The 16,479-nt window shown below is 66.5% G+C and carries 15 protein-coding genes and 1 pseudogene; 11 read left to right on the top strand and 5 right to left on the bottom strand.

The genetic code is table 11. From position 1 onward, the window contains the following. Positions 1-5: 5 nt before the first annotated feature. The 3 genes from I6N89_RS18370 (at position 6) to I6N89_RS18360 (ending at position 2,593) form a co-directional block, all read left to right on the top strand. A complete protein-coding gene (locus tag I6N89_RS18370; RefSeq protein ID WP_207019970.1) occupies positions 6-1,103 on the top strand; it encodes an alcohol dehydrogenase catalytic domain-containing protein in 1,098 nt (365 codons plus the stop codon). A gap of 48 nt (positions 1,104-1,151) precedes the next feature. Beyond that, positions 1,152-2,120 carry a LysR substrate-binding domain-containing protein gene (locus I6N89_RS18365; RefSeq protein WP_207019969.1) on the top strand — a complete coding sequence of 323 codons (969 nt, stop codon included), beginning with the start codon at positions 1,152-1,154 and terminating at the stop codon, positions 2,118-2,120. A gap of 122 nt (positions 2,121-2,242) precedes the next feature. Beyond that, the gene (locus tag I6N89_RS18360; RefSeq protein WP_207019968.1) at positions 2,243-2,593 is read left to right on the top strand and encodes an H-type lectin domain-containing protein; all 351 of its coding nucleotides are present in this window, start codon (positions 2,243-2,245) and stop codon (positions 2,591-2,593) included. 87 nt (positions 2,594-2,680) lie between these two features. On the opposite strand, the gene I6N89_RS18355 is transcribed toward I6N89_RS18360, so the two are convergent. Then, positions 2,681-3,691, bottom strand: coding sequence for a ribose-phosphate pyrophosphokinase (locus I6N89_RS18355; RefSeq protein WP_207019967.1), 1,011 nt, complete (start codon positions 3,689-3,691; stop codon positions 2,681-2,683). 102 nt (positions 3,692-3,793) lie between these two features. On the opposite strand from I6N89_RS18355, the gene I6N89_RS18350 reads away from it, so the two are divergent. Next, positions 3,794-4,393 (top strand): 2-hydroxychromene-2-carboxylate isomerase, encoded by a 600-nt coding sequence (locus I6N89_RS18350; protein WP_207019966.1) that lies wholly within the window; start codon positions 3,794-3,796, stop codon positions 4,391-4,393. A 19-nt stretch (positions 4,394-4,412) separates the two neighbouring features. Here I6N89_RS18350 and I6N89_RS18345 read toward each other — a convergent pair whose 3' ends face one another. The 3 genes from I6N89_RS18345 to I6N89_RS18335 all read right to left on the bottom strand — a co-directional run bounded on the left by I6N89_RS18345 (position 4,413) and on the right by I6N89_RS18335 (position 8,334). Then, complete coding sequence (locus I6N89_RS18345) at positions 4,413-5,762, bottom strand: MmgE/PrpD family protein (RefSeq protein ID WP_207019965.1); 1,350 nt, start codon at positions 5,760-5,762, stop codon at positions 4,413-4,415. Positions 5,763-5,772: 10 nt separating this feature from the next. Further along, positions 5,773-7,155 (bottom strand): MmgE/PrpD family protein, encoded by a 1,383-nt coding sequence (locus I6N89_RS18340; RefSeq protein ID WP_207019964.1) that lies wholly within the window; start codon positions 7,153-7,155, stop codon positions 5,773-5,775. A 132-nt stretch (positions 7,156-7,287) separates the two neighbouring features. Next, a complete protein-coding gene (locus I6N89_RS18335; RefSeq protein ID WP_207019963.1) occupies positions 7,288-8,334 on the bottom strand; it encodes an AbrB family transcriptional regulator in 1,047 nt (348 codons plus the stop codon). A gap of 320 nt (positions 8,335-8,654) precedes the next feature. Between I6N89_RS18335 and I6N89_RS18330 the strand changes: the two genes are divergently transcribed. From I6N89_RS18330 to I6N89_RS18305, 6 genes are all read left to right on the top strand, one after another. Next, positions 8,655-9,887 carry an acyl-CoA dehydrogenase family protein gene (locus tag I6N89_RS18330; RefSeq protein ID WP_207019962.1) on the top strand — a complete coding sequence of 411 codons (1,233 nt, stop codon included), beginning with the start codon at positions 8,655-8,657 and terminating at the stop codon, positions 9,885-9,887. Between the two features lie 63 nt (positions 9,888-9,950). Further along, the gene (locus tag I6N89_RS18325; RefSeq protein ID WP_328805902.1) at positions 9,951-11,564 is read left to right on the top strand and encodes a GMC family oxidoreductase; all 1,614 of its coding nucleotides are present in this window, start codon (positions 9,951-9,953) and stop codon (positions 11,562-11,564) included. 87 nt (positions 11,565-11,651) lie between these two features. Beyond that, positions 11,652-12,467, top strand: coding sequence for an SDR family oxidoreductase (locus I6N89_RS18320; protein ID WP_207019961.1), 816 nt, complete (start codon positions 11,652-11,654; stop codon positions 12,465-12,467). Continuing rightward, positions 12,464-13,306, top strand: a complete 843-nt coding sequence (locus I6N89_RS18315; RefSeq protein ID WP_207019960.1) for an enoyl-CoA hydratase/isomerase family protein — start codon at positions 12,464-12,466, stop codon at positions 13,304-13,306. Before I6N89_RS18320 ends, I6N89_RS18315 begins: the two co-directional genes overlap by 4 nt. 14 nt (positions 13,307-13,320) lie before the next feature. Further along, positions 13,321-14,211 (top strand): NAD(P)-dependent oxidoreductase, encoded by an 891-nt coding sequence (locus tag I6N89_RS18310; protein ID WP_207019959.1) that lies wholly within the window; start codon positions 13,321-13,323, stop codon positions 14,209-14,211. A gap of 10 nt (positions 14,212-14,221) precedes the next feature. Then, positions 14,222-15,103, top strand: a complete 882-nt coding sequence (locus tag I6N89_RS18305) for an NAD(P)-dependent oxidoreductase (RefSeq protein ID WP_207019958.1) — start codon at positions 14,222-14,224, stop codon at positions 15,101-15,103. 41 nt (positions 15,104-15,144) lie between these two features. Here I6N89_RS18305 and I6N89_RS18300 read toward each other — a convergent pair whose 3' ends face one another. Continuing rightward, complete coding sequence (locus I6N89_RS18300; protein WP_207019957.1) at positions 15,145-16,167, bottom strand: cyclase family protein; 1,023 nt, start codon at positions 16,165-16,167, stop codon at positions 15,145-15,147. Between the two features lie 181 nt (positions 16,168-16,348). Between I6N89_RS18300 and I6N89_RS18295 the strand changes: the two are divergent. After that, positions 16,349-16,479, top strand: a pseudogene (locus tag I6N89_RS18295) (electron transfer flavoprotein subunit beta/FixA family protein); the annotation flags it as partial.

Genomic DNA, 16,479 nt, shown 5'->3' with positions numbered 1-16,479 from the left:
GTCGCATGAAAGTCAAAGCCGCGATTGCCACGGGCCAGCTCCAGCCGCTGGTGATCGACGAGGTCGATCTCGACGGCCCGCGCGAGGGCGAGGTGCTGATCGAGATAAAATCGGCGGGGCTCTGCCATACCGATCAGATGCTCATCGACGGCTCGCGCGACTGGCCGGATTACCCGGTGATCCTCGGCCATGAGGGCGCGGGGATCGTGCGCGAGGTGGGGCCGGGGGTGGACCGGCTGAAACCCGGCGATGCGGTCATTCCGCTGGCGATGCCGGAATGCGGCGAGTGCCCGCCCTGTCGCAGCGACAAGAGCAATCTCTGCGATCACTATTTCAAGCCGAACCCGCGCAAGCCGTTTTCGTGGAAGGGCAGGCCGGTCGCCTCCTTCATCAGCCTCGGGACATTTGCGCAGTTCGTTACCGTGCGGGCGTTTCAGGTGGCCAGGATCCGGGACGACGCGCCGCTGGATCAGGTCTGCTGCATGGGCTGCGCCGGCATCACCGGCATCGGCGCGGCGCTCAACACCGCAAAGGTCGCGCCGGGATCGTCGGTGGCGGTCTTCGGGCTGGGCGGCATCGGGCTCAATGTGATCGACGGCGCGCGGCTGGCCGGCGCTCGGACCATCATCGGCATCGACACCAACCCCGACAAGCAGGGCCCGGCGCGCAAGGCGGGGATGACGCATTTCCTCGACGCGCGCGACTATCGGGGCGACAGCGTGGTCGAGGCGATCCACAAGATCACCGGCGGCGGGGCGGATTACGCCTTTGAATGCGTCGGCCACCCGGTGCTGGCGCAGCAGGCGGTGGACAGCACGCGCATGGGCTGGGGCATGGCGGTGATGCTGGGCATCATGCCGGGGGCGGTGACCGACACGATCCCGATCCGGCCGCGCTCGGTGCAGGCGGGGCGCTGGGTGACGGGCTCTTATCTGGGCAATGTGAAATCGCTCTCGCAATTTCCGCAGCTCGTCGATTGGTATGTCGACGGCAAGCTGACGCAGGATAACCTGATCTCCCATCGAATCGGACTCGAGCAGATCAACGAGGGTTTCGATCTGCTGAAATCGGGACAGGCGCGGCGGGTTGTGATCGACTTCTGACCTGGGCGGCGTGTCCGGCCCGGCACGCTATTTGCGAGGGCCTCGCCCATGGAGCTGCGACATCTAAGATATTTCCTCGCCGCTGCGGAGGAGCTGCATTTCGGTCGCGCCGCCGAGACGCTCTGCGTGACGCGGCCGGCGGTGTCGCAGACGGTCTCGGATCTGGAGACCGAGCTGGGGGTGAAGCTGTTCTTTCGCCACGCGCAAAAGATCACCCTGACCTCGGCGGGCGAGGCGTTTCAGCGCGATCTGCGGATCCTGATGTCGGATCTGGGCCGCGCGGTCGAGACGACGCGGCGCATCGGCAGCGGCAAGACCGGCAATATCAATGTGGGCTATGGTAGCCTGAGCCTGCTGCACCCGGCCTTCCGCGCCACGGTCAAGAGCGTGCGCCGGCAGTATTCCGAGATCGACATCTCTCTGCACGAGATGCCGAGCAGTCGGCAAATTCCGGCGGTGCGCGCCGGTCGGCTGGATGCGGGCTTTGTCTATGTGCCCGAGGGCAGCGCCTGGCCGCCGGGAACGGTGTCGGATTTCATGGCGATCGACGATCTCGACTCGCTGGAGCTCGATCTGGGCGGGCTGGCGGTGGCGATGCCGTCGGACCACCCGCTTGCGGCGCAGGCGGCGGTGAGGCTTCAGGATCTCGCCAATGACGGGCTGATCGTGGTGCAACGTTCGAACGTGACGCCGCGGCTCACGCAGCTCGAAACCATGTGCCTGGCCGAAGGATTCAGCCCGAGAGTGATCCAGGAGGTCGGCAATATCGCGACGCAGGTCAATCTGATCTCGGTCGGGATGGGGATCGGCATCGTGGTGAACTCGCCGCGCATGAGCTATCCCGACAGCGTGCGCATCCTGCCGCTGATCGGGGTGGATCTGCCGGTGCGCTTCACCTTGGTCTGGCGGCGCGGCGCGATAGAGCCGACGCTGGCGACCTTCATCGAGCAGGTGAAGGACACGTTGGTAGAGGCCGAGGCGATGCGGATGGACCGCCCGGTCAGCGTGTTGTCCTGAGCGCGGACGGATCCGGATTTTCGCGGTGACGGCTGTCGCCTCGGCACGACGCCCGCACAGGCCGTTTTCTTTCCGCCGGAAATCCCCGATGATGCGCGAAAGACTATGCCGGAGAAAGACATATGCGGAAAATGCAGGCGTCGCAGGTCGGGATCGACCAGGGCAACGAGGAGCTGTTTTCGGATTTCGCCAATGGCGGCGATATGTGGACGGGCTCGGGCGCGCGGGAGCGGCGCAAACGGGTAACCTTTTCCGAGCCGTTCAGCGCGCCGCCCGCCGTGCATGCCGGATTGTCGCTATGGGACATGGATCAGGGCGCCAATGTGCGGGCCGATATCCAGACCGACAATGTCACCGAAACCTCTTTCGAGCTGGTGTTCCGCACCTGGTCGGACACGCGGGTCGCGCGGGTGCGCATGTCTTGGATCGCCATCGGCGAGATCAAGGGCGAGGACGACTGGGAGCTTTACTGATCCGCAGGGCGCAAAGGCGGCAGCGGACAAACGCAAAGGGCGGACCGCCTGGGTCCGCCCTCTCTTATAGCATGCCGGAAGGGCGTGTCAGAGGATGCCCTCATAGATCGGGCCGAGCGTGTCAGTCTCGAAGAGCGAGGACACCGAGGTGCCGTTCCAGATATTGAGGATCGCCTGCGCGAACATCGGCGCTGTGGGCACGATGCGGATATTCGGCGCCGCCGCCACTTCCTCGGTCGCCGCAATGCTGTCGGTGATCACCAGCGTTTTCATCACCGAGTTCTTGACCCGCTCGACCGCCGGGCCGGACAGCACGCCATGGGTGATATAGGCATGCACCTCGGTGGCGCCGTGGTCGAGCAGCACCTCGGCCGCCTTGCAGAGCGTGCCGGCGGTGTCGCAGATATCGTCGACGATGATGCATTTCTTGCCGGTCACGTCGCCGATCACCGTCATCTCGGCGATCTCGCCGGGCTTTTCGCGGCGCTTGTCGACGATCGAGAGCGGCACGTTGATCCGCTTGGCCAGTTCCCGCGCCCGCGACACGCCGCCGACATCGGGCGAGACCACCATGACGTCTTCAAGCTCGCCGGCGAAATGCTTCTGGATGTCGAGGGCAAAGACCGGTGAGGCGTAGAGGTTGTCCACCGGAATATCGAAGAAGCCCTGAATCTGCGCCGCGTGCAGATCCATCGTCAGCACCCGCTCGATGCCGGCCTCGTGGATCATGTTGGCGACCAGCTTGGCGGTGATCGGGGTGCGCGCCTTGGTGCGGCGGTCCTGACGGGCATAGCCGAAATAGGGCATCACCGCCGTCACCCGCGCCGCCGAGCTGCGCCGCAGCGCGTCGGCCATGATCAGCAGCTCCATGAGGTTGTCGTTCGCCGGGCGCGAGGTCGATTGCAGGATGAACATGTCTTCGCCGCGAACGTTCTCGTAGACTTCGACAAAGATTTCCTGATCGTTGAAACGCTCGACGCGCGCGTCCACCAGACCGACGGACATGCCGCGATAAAGCGACATGCGTTTTGCGATGGCACTGGCAAGCGGGCGGTTGGCGTTCCCCGCGATCAGTTTGGGTTCGACGACGGTGGGCATGTGAGCAGGGCTCCGGCAGCGATTTGACAGATTCGTGACGTTGCCGGTCGCTTAGCATGCGGGTAGCGTGGCGCAAAGACACTGGCCGCAGGCAAGGATGCAATGGCACAAATAGATTACTATTTCACAGTCCTCTCCCCTTACGCGTACCTCGCGGGGCTGCGGCTGGAAGAGATCGCGGCGCGTCACGGCGCGTCTATTACCTACAAACCGCTCGATATCATGGCGCTTTTCCCGCGCACCGGGGGGCTCGCGCCGAAGGACCGGCACCCGGCCCGGATGGAGTATCGCGCCCAGGAACTGCCGCGTCAGGCGAAAAAGGCCGGCATGCCGCTGAACCTGCGCCCGGCCTTCTGGCCGACCAATGCGGCGCCAGCCTCCTACGCGATCATTGCGGCGCAGGAAGCGGGCGGCGGCGATCTCGGCGGGCTGGTGCACAGTGTGCTGCGCGCGATCTGGTCCGAGGAAAAGGACATTGCCGAGGATGACGTGGTTCAGGACTGCCTGAAAGCGGCGGGGTTCGATCCGGGGCTGACCTTCAGCGGCATGCTTGCCGGGGCGGAGACCTATGCCGCCAATCTCGAGGATGCGGTGAACGCGGGCGTGTTCGGCTCTCCCTTCTATGTGCTGGATGACGGAGCGAAGTTCTGGGGCCAGGACCGGCTGGAAGATCTCGACCTGCATCTCGCGGGCAAGCTCTGATCCAGCCGCCGGCGAGGGATTAGGGGCAGAGCGCATCGACAAGCGGGGCCACCGAGGCCGCGCTTTCGAGCGCATCGACCAGAGCGATGACCTGTGCCGCCTGCGCGTCTTGCCCCGGCCGCGCAGGCCAGAGGTTGGCGAGCTTCTCGCCCAGCTCGTCCTGCGACAGCGGGTTGTCCGGGTGGCCCTTGGGTTGCAGCCGCTCAGCGCTAAGGGTCTGGCCGTCCGCGAGTGTCACGGTGATCCGCGTGTGGTTGCGCGCCGGGTAGGTGTCGCTCATCTCGGCGCTTTCCCGCACCTCGATCTTTGCCATGAAGGCGCGCAGCTCCGGATCGGCGATCCGCGCGGCGGCGTAATCGCCCGAGGTCAGCCGCCCGGTTGTCAGCGCCACGCCCACAGTGAAGGGCAGGCTGTGATCGGCGGTCTCGCGGGTTTCCGGCGTCCAGCGGGTGGGATCGCCGCCCATCATCTTCGCCGAGGCCTCATAGGTCTCGATCAGCACGGAGGCGACTTGCGCCGGGTCGACCTTTGCCGCCAGCTCGATTGCGGCGTCGATGGCGGACTGGCCGTGATAGCAGACCGGATAGGCCTTGAGCCGCGTCTCCAGCAGGCGCGGCGGCGCGGTTGGATCGTCGCGGAATGCCAGCGGTCGCAGCACGGTCGAGAGCCCTCCCTTGCCGTCGAACACCGCCGTCGGGCCGGTGACGCCCTCGCGGGCCAGAAGCGCGGCAAAGACGCCGTTTCGGGCACCGTTGGGACCGGCGCAGGCCTTCCAGTCCGACAGCGTGCCGCAGCGCACATTGTAGAGGTTGAGATTGGCGCCAACGGCCAGCGCAATCGCATTGCCCGTCGCACTCACATCCAGCCCCAGCAGCCGGCTCGCCCCGCCGGCGGCACCAAGCGCCGCGCCGGTCGACTGGTCGAGCCCCTGCGGCCCCAGCGCGGTGGCGTCGCAAAGCCCGCAATAAAGCTCATAGGCCGCGACGATGGCCCCGATCAGCGCGGCACCGGAGGCGCCTTCCGCCTCGGCCAGCGCGATCAGCGCCGGGATCATGTCGCTCGGGTGCCCGGCGGAGGCGCCGAGGAAGGTGTCGTTGAGATCGAGATAGCGCATCACCGTGCCATTGGCGAAGCCCGCCATCTCGACGGAGCTTTTCAGATCGGTGCCCCAGATCCGCGCGGTGGAGGTGCCGGAATAGCGCGCGCTGACGCCCCGGATGGTCTCGCAAAAGGGCTCCTCGAGGGCGCCCATGGCGCAGGCGATGGCATCCACGATGCGGCGCTTGGTCTGGGTCACGGTCTCTTCCGAAAGCGTGGCGAGATCCATGCGGGCGACGGTTTCGGCGAGGTGGAGAGTGGTGGCGTCCATGGCGTTCCCCTCAGCTCAGCGCGCGGATGACATCGGTGGCATCCTCCAGCGTTTCGAGATCGCGCACCATCTGCTGGGCGCGCTCGATGGCCTCGGGCGCAAGCGGTTTGCGGGAGAACGACGCCGCCTCGCGGAACTTCTCGATCAGGTAATCCCAGCCCATCGGGGCATCCTCCTCGCCGGGCACCTTGTCGCCGACGCGCGAGAGCACGCGCCCGTCATGCAGCGCCATCTCGATGCGGCCCTTCGGCAGATGCCCCGACCAGTTCGCCGCCGGGTCGGGTACCGGCACGACCTTTTGCGCGACCGCCAGTGCGGCGGGGTTCTTCAGCCCTTCCGTCGTGAAATCGGCCAGCCGCACGGTGCCGTTCGCCGCCGCCACGCCGATGGTGTAGGGGATCGAGAATTTCGCATCCGCCGGCAGTTTCGGCGCGCGGCGTGCCTCCAGCGGCAGGCAGAGCTTGTGCTGGAAATCGCCGACGAAGACGCGGATTTCCCTGATATCGTCGGGCGCTATCCCCTCGTCGCGCATCAGCCCGGCAGTGGCGTGGATGAAGGAATGGCTCACCCCGCAGGAGGGCCAGGCCTTGTAGAGCAGCGACTCGCCGGTGAATTCCGAGCCCAAGCCCGCCAGCATCGCCGCGCGGTCGTATTTGCCGTCGAAATAGGTGGCGAAGAACCCGGCCTTGCCTTCGAAGATCGTCGACGGCCCGATAATGCCGCGCCCGGCCATCTGCGCCGAGAGCGTGGCGGCCTTGCTGACAAAGCCCGCATACATGCCGCGTATGTCGCTGCCGGTGCCATAGGCCATTTCCAGCGTGCCGGCGCTCTGCATGCCCGCGATGCCGAAGGCGCTGACGATCTGCGCCTGGGACAGCCCCAGCACCCGCGCCGCCGAGGCCGCGCCGGAAAAGGCGCCGCAGACGGTGGTGAGGTGCCAGTCCTGCCGCCAGCCCACATTGCGGCGCAGGCGGAGGAAGATGTCCTGCCCGATGGCGGTGGCGGCGATCATCTCCTTGCCGGAGATGCCGCCGCGCGCTTCGGCCAGCGCGAAGCAGGGCGGAATGATCGAGGTGCTGGGGTGGTGGCCCTCCGGCGCGTGGTCGTCGAAATCCAGACAATGCGCCATCAGCCCGTTGGCGAAGGAGGCCATCAGCGCCGGGATGCGCGTGCCCCAGCCGAGCACCGTCGCCTCGCCCCGCCCGCCGCTTTCCATCGCGAGCTCCACTGCCGGCGCAACGGCGGGTTCCAGCGTGCTGGCGGCGACAATCACGCCCAGCGTGTCGAGGATGCTCTGCTTGGCGCGGTCGCGCGCCGCCTCGGGAATGTCCTCGTAGCGGGTGCCGGCGGTGAGCCGGGCGAAATCCTGCGAAATGTCTTGGGTGTCGGTCATGGACTCCTGCCGTTGGTCTCCGAGCGCGGCGCGCGACACCTTCCGCGTCGCGTCCGCGCTCTCAGGTCCGGCGCGGGCCCCGCCCCGGGTTTCAGCGGGAATGCCTGCAAAATCCGTGCCGAAGCCGGCCGCTCAGCGGTTTTCGTAGCGGTGCAGCCGGTCGATGATATGCGGAATGCTGGGCACCACGATAAAGATCCGCACCAGATGGAAGGCGGTGATCAGCGCCACGTCGATGCCGAGGAACTTGGCGGTGAGCGCCATTTCGGTCACCCCGCCGGGGGTGGAGGCCAGCACCAGGGTTTCCCAGCTCATCCCCGCCACCTGCGACAGCGCCGCCGCGATCAGCGCCGAGGCGACGATGAAAAGCAGGGTCGAGACCACGGAGGCCATCACCATCCGCCCGGCGGAGGTAAAGAGCGAGCGGCGGAAATTCGAGCCGAGCCAGGTGCCCAGCACCACCTGCGCCGCCCAGAGCACCAGCGAGGGGAAGGGCACCAGCTCCACCCCCGCCGCCGTCACGATGGAGCTGAGCGCAAGGGGCCCGAGGAAATAGGGGTTGGAGATGCGCAGCTTGAAAAACAGCCACATGCCCAGCATCGACAGCGCGGCGAGCGCCAGCAGGCTGGGGATGTGGAAGGTGGTGTTCATCTGCCGCGCGGTGCGGCCCAGCTCGCCGTCGATGAAGAAGATCGCGGTGGGGATCAGCACCACCACGGTCGAGATCCGCATGGTCTGTGACAGGATGATCGGCGCCGGCGGGAAGTTATAGCGCTCGGCGACCACCGCCGCCTCGACCGGGCTGGTGGGCAGGGTGGCGATCATCGCCGAGGTCAGAGGGATGCCGGCCATGCGCGACAGCACCAGCGCGATGGCGAAGCCCACGAAGATGATCATCAGCGCCATGCCGACGAGCAGCGGCGCCATTTGCAGAAGCTGTGCGAACACCGCCGGCGAGAAGGAGAGCCCGACCTGCGCGGCGACGACTCCTTGGCCGAAAGGGCGGGTTTGCACCGGGATGCGGATGTCGAAGCGTTCGGAAAAGGCCAGCGCGGCGGTGGCAACCAGCGGCCCGATCATCCACGGCAGCGGCAGGCCGAGCTTGTAGAAGGCGAACCCGCCCGCCGCGGCAATCGCATAGACGGGGAGAATTTTGAGCGGTCCTGGGATTTGCGGCATCGCAACCTTGATCTTCGAACACCCGCACGGGTTGCGCGGATGGTGTTGGGTCCGACCCCGGCAGTGCCGGGTGTCCCGGTCGGGGCGGGCCCGTTTCGCATAATGTGTTGGCGGGAAGGATGCAAATTCCGTGCCAGGTGGCATCGGGTATTGTATTTACAATTGATGTCGCGGTGCAGGCCATTTGGCACGGCAATTGCATGTCCCGGTGCCGAGCGGATCGGGGAGGCGCGGCTCGGATGTCAGGCGCGCGGGCCGGTCGAGATGACATCGCAAGCCGTGCGCCCGAGCGGCGTGGAGACAGCATAAGGAGAGCACGAATGGACGAGTTTCTGCCCGAGGAGATTCCGGCGATCCGCGACAGCGTCATCAAGTTCATGGAGACGCAGGTCAACCCGGTGATGGACGGCTATGAGGAACGTGGCGAGGCGCCGCGCGATCTGGTGCTGAAGGCGGGCGAGGCCGGGTTCTTTGGCGCGGTCTTTCCTGAATCCGTCGGCGGCACCGATCTGGGCTATCTCGCCGCCGTGGTTATCCAGGAAGAGGTGGCGCGCAACGATATCCGCTTTGCCGCCTGCCTCAACCAGCAGAGCTCGACCTGCCCGAACTTCATCTATTACGGCGGCACGCCCGAGCAGGTGATGAAATACGTGCCCGACCTGGTGGCGGGCAAGACCATCGGCATGATGTCCCTGACCGAGCCGGGCGGCGGCTCGGACGCGCTGGGGGCGATGAAGACCGTCGCGAAACGCGAGGGCGATGTCTACAAGATCAACGGCTCGAAGATGTGGGCCTCGCTCGCCAACGAGACCGATGTCGGCGTGCTGGTCTGCAAGACCGACCCCGATGCCGGCGCCAGGGGCGTGTCGGCCTTTATCGTGGAGCCGAAGAAATACCCCGGCTGGACCGCGCAGCCGGTGCCGATGATGGGGCTTTCCAAGGCCTTCCGCACCAATGCGCTCTTCCTCGACGATTTCACCGTGCCAGTGGAGAACCTGATCGGCAAGGAGGGCGACGGGTTCAAGATCGCCATGCGCGCGCTTCAGCCGGGCCGGGTGACGGTGGCGGCCAAGGCGCTGGGGATCGCGCGGGCGGCGTTCGACGAGGCGGTGAAATACGCCAATGAGCGGGTGATCAAGGGCAGCCCGATCGGCAAGTTCCAGATGATCCAGTCGGACATCGCCGACATGTCGGCGCAGATCGAGGCCAGCCGCACGCTGGTCTATCACGCCGCGCAATGTCTCGACGCCAACCTGCCGTCGAACCGCATCGCCTCCATCGCCAAGTATCACGCCTCGCTCACCGCGAAATTCGTGGCCGACAAGGCGCAGCAGATCTTTGGCGGCTACGGGCTCTCGACCGAATACAAGATTTCCTATCTCAAGGCCTATTCCGACATGTTCTACACCGGCGAGGGCACCGCCAATGTGCAGAAGATCGTGATCGCCGAGGACGCGCTCGGCTACAAGCTCGCCGACCGGCATCACGGCTCCAGCACCCTGCGCAATCCGCGCCTCAGCGACGTGGCGCGCGAGCTTCAGGGCGCCGAGTGAGCGAGACTCCCGTGCCGCCCGTGCCGGGCGGCACCACAGTAAAGATCGGGAAGGACAGGACTGGTGGCCGGCACTTACGACTATATCGTGATCGGATCGGGCTCGGCGGGGGGCGTTGTCGCCGCGCGGCTGGCCGAGAGCGGCAAATACAGGGTTCTCTGCCTGGAGGCAGGGACCAAGGAGAGCAGCTACATCTTTACCCAGCCACCCGCCGCGACGCCCTTCCTGATCGACAATCCCAAGGTGAACTGGCGCTACCGCTCGGAGCCCAACCCGGATCTGGGCGGGCGTCAGATCTATGTGCCGCGCGGCAAGATGCTGGGGGGGTCGAGCTCGATCAACGGCACGATCTACAATCGCGGCCAGCGCGTCGATTACGACACCTGGGCGCAGATGGGCTGCCGGGGCTGGGGCTATGACGATATCCTGCCCTATCTGAAAAAGCTCGAAACCACCGATATCGGCGAGGACAAATATCGCGGCCGCTCGGGGCCGATCCGGGTGACCGAGGCGAGCAAGATCACGCCCTTTTACGATCTCTTCATCTCGGCGGCCAAGGCGGCGGGGCTGCCTCACAACAAGGATTATAGCGGCGAGACGCAGGAAGGCGTCGCCATGGCGCAGCAGACCGTGCAGCGCGGCAAGCGCCACAGCACCGCCAACCGCTATCTCGAACCGGCGCGGCGCGCGGGCAAGCTGGACATCATCACCGGCGCCGAGGTGACCTCGCTGATCCTCGACGGCAAGCGCTGCACCGGCGTGCGCTTCATGCGCAACGGCCAGAACGAGGAGGTCTTTGCCAAGCGCGAGGTGATCGTCTCCTGCGGCGCGGCGAACTCGCCGAAGCTGCTGGAGCTGTCGGGCATCGGCAATCCGGATATCCTGACGGAACACGGCGTGACGCCGAGACACGAGCTGCCCGGCGTGGGCGAGAACCTGCGCGATCACTATGCCGCCATCCTGAAATGGCGCTTCAGCAAGCCGGGGATTTCGCTGTCGAAACGGGGCAGGGGGATCGGCCTGGTGAAGGAGGTGCTGCGCTACGGGCTGCTGCGCACCGGCTTCATTTCGCAGGGCATCGGCACGATGCGGGTCTTTATGAAATCGCGCCCGGAAAAGGACGTGCCCGATATCATGATGGTGGTCGCGCCCTTCCTGATCGAGCTGAAGACCGGCGAGGGCCGGCGGATGTCGAAGGAGGACGGGTTCTTCATGTATTCCCATCTTCAGCGCACCGAGAGCGCGGGGCAGATCCATATCCGCTCGTCCGATCCGCTGGACCCGCCGAAGATCGCCTTCCGCTTTCTGGAGACCGAGAACGACCGGCAGACCGCCATTCTCGCGGTGCGCCGCGCGCGCGAGATCATCGCCACCGAGCCCATGGCCTCGGCTGTCGGCGAGGAGCTGGCGCCGGGCAAGCAGGTGCAGAGCGACGAGGAGATCCTGAATTTCATCCGCGAGACCGGGCAGATCACCCATCACATGGTGGGCACCTGCCGCATGGGGCACGACCCGATGGCGGTGGTGGACGAGCGGCTGCGGGTGCACGGGATCGACGGGCTGCGTGTGGCGGACGCCTCGATCATGCCCACCGTGCCCTCGGGCAACACCAATATCCCCTGCATGATGGTCGGCGAGAAATGCGCCGCCATGGTGCTGGAGGATGCGGCGGCCTGAGCGCGTCCGGCGGTTGGCATTGCATTTGCATGGTCCCGCGCAATCCGCCGGGCTCGGGCCCCGGCGAAAGCACAAGGAGCAACGGATATGACCTTTACACCTGACGCGCTTGCGGGCCGGGTCGCGCTGATCACCGGCGGCGGCAGCGGCATCGGTTTCGGCATCGCCAGGGCCTTTGCGGCGGCGGGCGCCAAGCTGGTGCTGGCCAGCCGCAATGCCGAACGGCTCGAAGGCGCGGTGAGCCAGCTCAGGGAGATGGGCGCCGAGGCGATGGCCGTCACCTGCGACGTGCGCGACCCCGAGGCGGTCGCTGCGGCGGTGCAGGCCACGGTGGAGGCCTACGGCGGGCTCGACGTGATGATCGCCAACGCCGCCGGCAATTTCGTGGTGCCGGCTGCCGAGATGTCGGCCAATGCCTGGCGCACCGTGGTCGATATCGACCTCAATGGCACCTTCCACTGCGCCAAGGCCGCCTATCCGGCGCTCAAGGCCTCCTCCCATGGCGGGCGTTTCATCGCGATCTCGACCACCCGCGCGCTCGAAGGCTGGCCGGGCTGTGCGCATGCGGGCGCCGCCAAGGCGGGCATCATGTCCTTGATGCGGACACTTTGCGGCGAATGGGGCCGCGACGGCATCCGCTGCAACACCATCGCCCCCGGCGCCATTGGCGACACCGAGGGCGTGAAGCGGATCTATGAGGATGCGGGCCGCAAGGAGCTTGAGCTTTCCTCGATCCCGCTGGGTGAATTCGGCAAGACCGCCGATATCGCCAATGCCGCCGTGTTCCTCTGCTCGGATGCGGGCCAGTATATCACCGGCGCCGATATCGTCGTGGATGGCGGGCGCAACCGCTCGCGCTCCAGCACCGGCGTGGCCGTGCCCAAGACGGAGGCGGCGGAATGATCAAGGAATACCCCCATGTGGAGACCGAGCAGCGCGGGCCGGTCCTGATCATCCGGCTTGCCAATGAAAAGGCGAGCAACTCGCTGACGCGCGAGATGCGCATGTCGCTGCGCGACATCGTGCGCGAGATCGAGGACGATCACAGCGTGCGCGCGGTCTATCTCACCGCCAAGGGCAAGAATTTCTGCGCCGGCGGCGATCTGCGGATGCTGACCGATGCCAACGAGCCCTGGCCGGTGCATCGCCGCTTCCGTCACGCGGCCTCGCTGTTTCCGCCGCTGATGAAGCTCAACCGCCCCGTCGTCTGCGGCGTGCGTGGCGTGGCGATCGGTGGCGGCATGGGGCTGGCGCTGATGACCGATCTGGTGATCGTCGGCGAAAGCGCCAAGTTCAGCGCCGGGTTCTTCCGCCTCGGCGCGGTGCCGGACTGCCTGACGCTCTACACCCTGCCGCGCACCATCGGCCTCTCGCGGACGCGGAATTTCATCTACACGAACGGGTCGTGGAACGCGCAGGAGATCGTGGACAACGGTCTGGCGCTCAAGGTCGTGCCCGACGATCAGGTCGATGCCGAGGGTATCGCCATGGCCGAAAAGCTCGCCGCCGGCCCTGCCGAGGTGATGGGCGTGGCCAAGCAGCTCCTGCTCAAGAGCTTCGAGAGCAGCCTCGACGAGCTGATGGATTACGAGGGCTTCGGCCAGGTGCTGGCGATGAGCTCGGTAGAGTTCCGCGAGGGGCTCCAGGCGCTGGTGGAGAAACGCCCCTCCGACCCTATGGGGGCCGCGGCAGCGGTGCCTTATAACGACGGGCTGCCCTCTGCCGGGGGCGACAAGGGCTAGGCAAAGGGGCAGGCATGGGCATCGGCTATATCGGTCTGGGCAATATGGGGGCGCCGCTGGCGCGCCGTCTGCTGGCGGCGGGTCCGCTCACCGTCTATGACCGCAGCGCCGAGGCCTGCGCGGCGCTGACTGGCGCTGAGGTGGCGGAGTCTGCGGCGGCGCTGGCAGGGGCCTGTGACACGGTGCTGCTCTGCCTGCCCACGTCCCGGCATGTGGAAGGCCTGCTCTTTGGCGAGGATGGCATCTCCGGGGCGTTGCGGCCGGGGAGTATGGTGATCGACCAGACCTCGGGCGATCCGATCCTGTCGCGCAAGCTGGCGGCAAGGCTGGCGGAGCAGGGCGTCGAGATGATCGATGCGCCGGTCACCGGCGGGCCGGAAGGCGCCAATGCGGGCACGATTGCGATGCTGGTGGGCGGCACCGAGGCGCAGTTCGCGCGGGTGGCGCCGATCCTCGCCGCGATCAGCCCCAACGCGATCCATGCGGGCGATTTCGGCACCGGCTATGTCGCCAAGCTCGCCAACAACCTGATGTTCTCGGCGCAGCGGCTGATGACCTTCGAAGTGGTCGCCATGGCCGCCAAGAACGGGCTGAAGCCGGAAAAGGCGGTCGAGATCCTCAGCCGCGGCTCGGCGCGGAATTTCTTTCTCGAGCACACGATGGCGCCGCGGGTGCTGACCGGCAAGCTCGACTCGGGCTTTACCCTCGGCCTCGCGCACAAGGATGTGCGGCTGGCGACCGAGCTGGGCATCGCCTCGGATGTGACGATGATGTTCGGCAATCTGGTGCGCGAATTTTACACCATGTGCATCAACGAGATCGGCCGCGACGCCCAGGTGAACGAGGTGGCGCGGATCGTCGACCGGATGTCGGGCACGCAGGTGGTGCCGGATACCGGCGACTGAGGGGGAAGCCATGAAACTGGGCTATATCGGATTGGGCGCCATGGGCGGCGCACTGGCGCGGCGGCTCATGGAGTCCGGCCCGCTCACGGTGTTCGACCTGAATGCAGAGCTCTGCGCGGATTTTGCCGCCGAGGGCGCGGAGGTGGCCGAGAGTGCCGCCGCGATGGCTGTGGCCTGTGACGTCGTGCTGCTCTGCCTGCCGCGCTCGGCCAATGTGCGCGCGGCGATTTTTGGGCCGGACGGGCTGGCTGAGGGGCTCACGCCGGGCAAGCTGGTGATCGACCAGACCAGCGGCGATCCGTCCGAGACGCGCAATATGGCTGCGGAACTGGCGGAGCGCGGTGTCGAGATGCTGGACGCGCCGGTCTCGGGCGGTGCCAAGGGCGCGCTTGCCGGGACCATCGCCATGATGATCGGCGGCGCGGACGCGACCTATGCCCGCGCCGTGCCGGTCTTTGACCGGATCGGGCCGAACCATACGTTTTGCGGCCCCATCGGCTCGGGGCAGGTTCTGAAACTGGTGAACAACACGATCAGCACCTGCAACCGCTTCGCGATGCTCGAAGGGGTTGCGGTGGGGGTGAAGAACGGCATCGCCATGGAGACCATGGTGGAGGTGCTGAATGCCGGGGGCGCGCGCAGCAAATCGTCGGAGACGATGCTGCCTGCGCTGGCACGCGGGCTGCCACAGCCGCAATTCGCGCTGGCGCTGATGCTGAAGGATCTCAACCTCGCGACGCAGCTCGCCATGGACAGCGGCGCGCCGCTCCATTTCGGCCAGCTGGCGCGGGCGATGTTGCAGGCGGCCTCGAACGAGCTCGGGCCGGAGGCGAATATCGACGAGATCTCGAAGCTGGTGGAAGCGCAGGCGGGGATGCTGTTCCGCGACTAGCCGCCCGCTGCTGGCCGCCCCGTGCGGGACGGCCAAGGGGCTCAGACCGTTGCGATCGGCGTCACCGGCGAGCCTACCGCGCCGCGCAGCCGCAAGGGCGGGGCCGAGAGGAAAAACGCCGAGCGCCCATGCGCGCGCAGCCAGGCGGCCAGCTCCTCGAAATACCACAGCTCGCCAAGCTGGATGCCCAGCTTGAACAGGCAATGGTGGTGCAGCGGCAGCTTGGCATGCGGGTCGCAGACCGGATCGCGCGCCGGATAGGCCTCGACGGCGAAATTGTCGGCGGCAATCGCCGCGATGCCGCTGTCGGTGATCCAGTTCAGCAGCTTGTCGTCGCGCCCGTCGAGCCCGGCGCAGGAGCTGGCCAGCACCTCCGGATCGGGCTGTTTCTGCATCGACAGCACCAGCTCGCCGAAGCCGGTGTAAATGCACAGGAAATCGCCCGGCGCGATCTCCACATCCATGCCCTCCATGGCGCGCATCAGGTCGTCATAGCCGACATAGGCACGCTCGCGCCCATAGATCCGTGCCAGATCCACAAGCACCCCGCGCCCCTGCGCGCAGGCGGTGGCGAGGTTCTCGATCCCCAGCTTGTGCGCGCCCTTCTTCTCGCCCGCATCCTCCGGGCCGATCAGGTGCTCACCGCCGCGATAGCCGTTGTAATAGACGATCTCGTCCTCGCCATCGTCATCCGCATCGAACAGCGCGCCGACATGGCCGAGCGCGTCCCAATGGGTGGAATATTGCGTGTCGAGCGTCACGCCCTCGTCCGAGACCACGTCGCAGGCGCAGGGCGACATGCGCGCCAGGGCGAAGTTGAAATTATAGCCGTCGCCGCGGCGCGCATAGTGAAAGCGCGGCTCGTCGCGATGGGCGAGCAGCGCGTTGCCGCCTGGATAATCCAGCGGCAGCGACAGGCAGAAGCTCTCGCCGGTGCGGATCTCGCGCACCCCGCGCAGCCGCGCCTCCGGGTCGACCAGATTGATCCGCCCGAGCTGGTCCTCGGCGCCGAACTCGCCCCAGTTCGACCCGTCGGGCCGTTTCTTCCATCGCTGACCGCTCATAGGGGCCTCCTGTTTTCCATGCCTGCCGGTTCTGTCCGATCCACATGCAATTTCCGTGCCTTTCGCGCGGGGTGGCGGGCGGGTTGGCCCGGGAATTGCGTTTGTGAGGGCAGACAGCCAGCGCGCCGCCGACCGGGCCGTGTCGCCGCGCCAGTGGAAACGAAACCGCAAGGAGAACGCAATGAAGGTTCTGGTGCCCGTAAAGCGCGTGATCGACTACAACGTGAAGGTCCGCGTGAAAGCGGACGGATCGGGTGTCGATCTGGCGAATGTGAAGATGTCGATGAACCCGTTCGACGAGATCGCGGTGGA

It is taken from the genome of Salipiger abyssi, from assembly GCF_017311415.1.
GTDB classification, from domain to species: domain Bacteria; phylum Pseudomonadota; class Alphaproteobacteria; order Rhodobacterales; family Rhodobacteraceae; genus Salipiger; species Salipiger abyssi_A.
Note: the sequence above shows the minus strand (reverse complement) of the source record. Positions and strands in the feature narration are given on the sequence as shown.

Excerpts from the sequence above, each read along its gene's own strand:
- I6N89_RS18355 (WP_207019967.1), bottom strand. The coding sequence starts at position 3,691 with ATGCCCACCGTCGTCGAACCCAAACTGATCGCGGGGAACGCCAACCGC.
- I6N89_RS18320 (WP_207019961.1), top strand. The coding sequence starts at position 11,652 with ATGACCTTTACACCTGACGCGCTTGCGGGCCGGGTCGCGCTGATCACC.
- I6N89_RS18310 (WP_207019959.1), top strand. The coding sequence starts at position 13,321 with ATGGGCATCGGCTATATCGGTCTGGGCAATATGGGGGCGCCGCTGGCG.
- I6N89_RS18360 (WP_207019968.1), top strand. The coding sequence starts at position 2,243 with ATGCGGAAAATGCAGGCGTCGCAGGTCGGGATCGACCAGGGCAACGAG.
- I6N89_RS18365 (WP_207019969.1), top strand. The coding sequence starts at position 1,152 with ATGGAGCTGCGACATCTAAGATATTTCCTCGCCGCTGCGGAGGAGCTG.
- I6N89_RS18345 (WP_207019965.1), bottom strand. The coding sequence starts at position 5,762 with ATGGACGCCACCACTCTCCACCTCGCCGAAACCGTCGCCCGCATGGAT.
- I6N89_RS18370 (WP_207019970.1), top strand. The coding sequence starts at position 6 with ATGAAAGTCAAAGCCGCGATTGCCACGGGCCAGCTCCAGCCGCTGGTG.
- I6N89_RS18305 (WP_207019958.1), top strand. The coding sequence starts at position 14,222 with ATGAAACTGGGCTATATCGGATTGGGCGCCATGGGCGGCGCACTGGCG.
- I6N89_RS18350 (WP_207019966.1), top strand. The coding sequence starts at position 3,794 with ATGGCACAAATAGATTACTATTTCACAGTCCTCTCCCCTTACGCGTAC.
- I6N89_RS18330 (WP_207019962.1), top strand. The coding sequence starts at position 8,655 with ATGGACGAGTTTCTGCCCGAGGAGATTCCGGCGATCCGCGACAGCGTC.
- I6N89_RS18335 (WP_207019963.1), bottom strand. The coding sequence starts at position 8,334 with ATGCCGCAAATCCCAGGACCGCTCAAAATTCTCCCCGTCTATGCGATT.
- I6N89_RS18340 (WP_207019964.1), bottom strand. The coding sequence starts at position 7,155 with ATGACCGACACCCAAGACATTTCGCAGGATTTCGCCCGGCTCACCGCC.
- I6N89_RS18315 (WP_207019960.1), top strand. The coding sequence starts at position 12,464 with ATGATCAAGGAATACCCCCATGTGGAGACCGAGCAGCGCGGGCCGGTC.
- I6N89_RS18300 (WP_207019957.1), bottom strand. The coding sequence starts at position 16,167 with ATGAGCGGTCAGCGATGGAAGAAACGGCCCGACGGGTCGAACTGGGGC.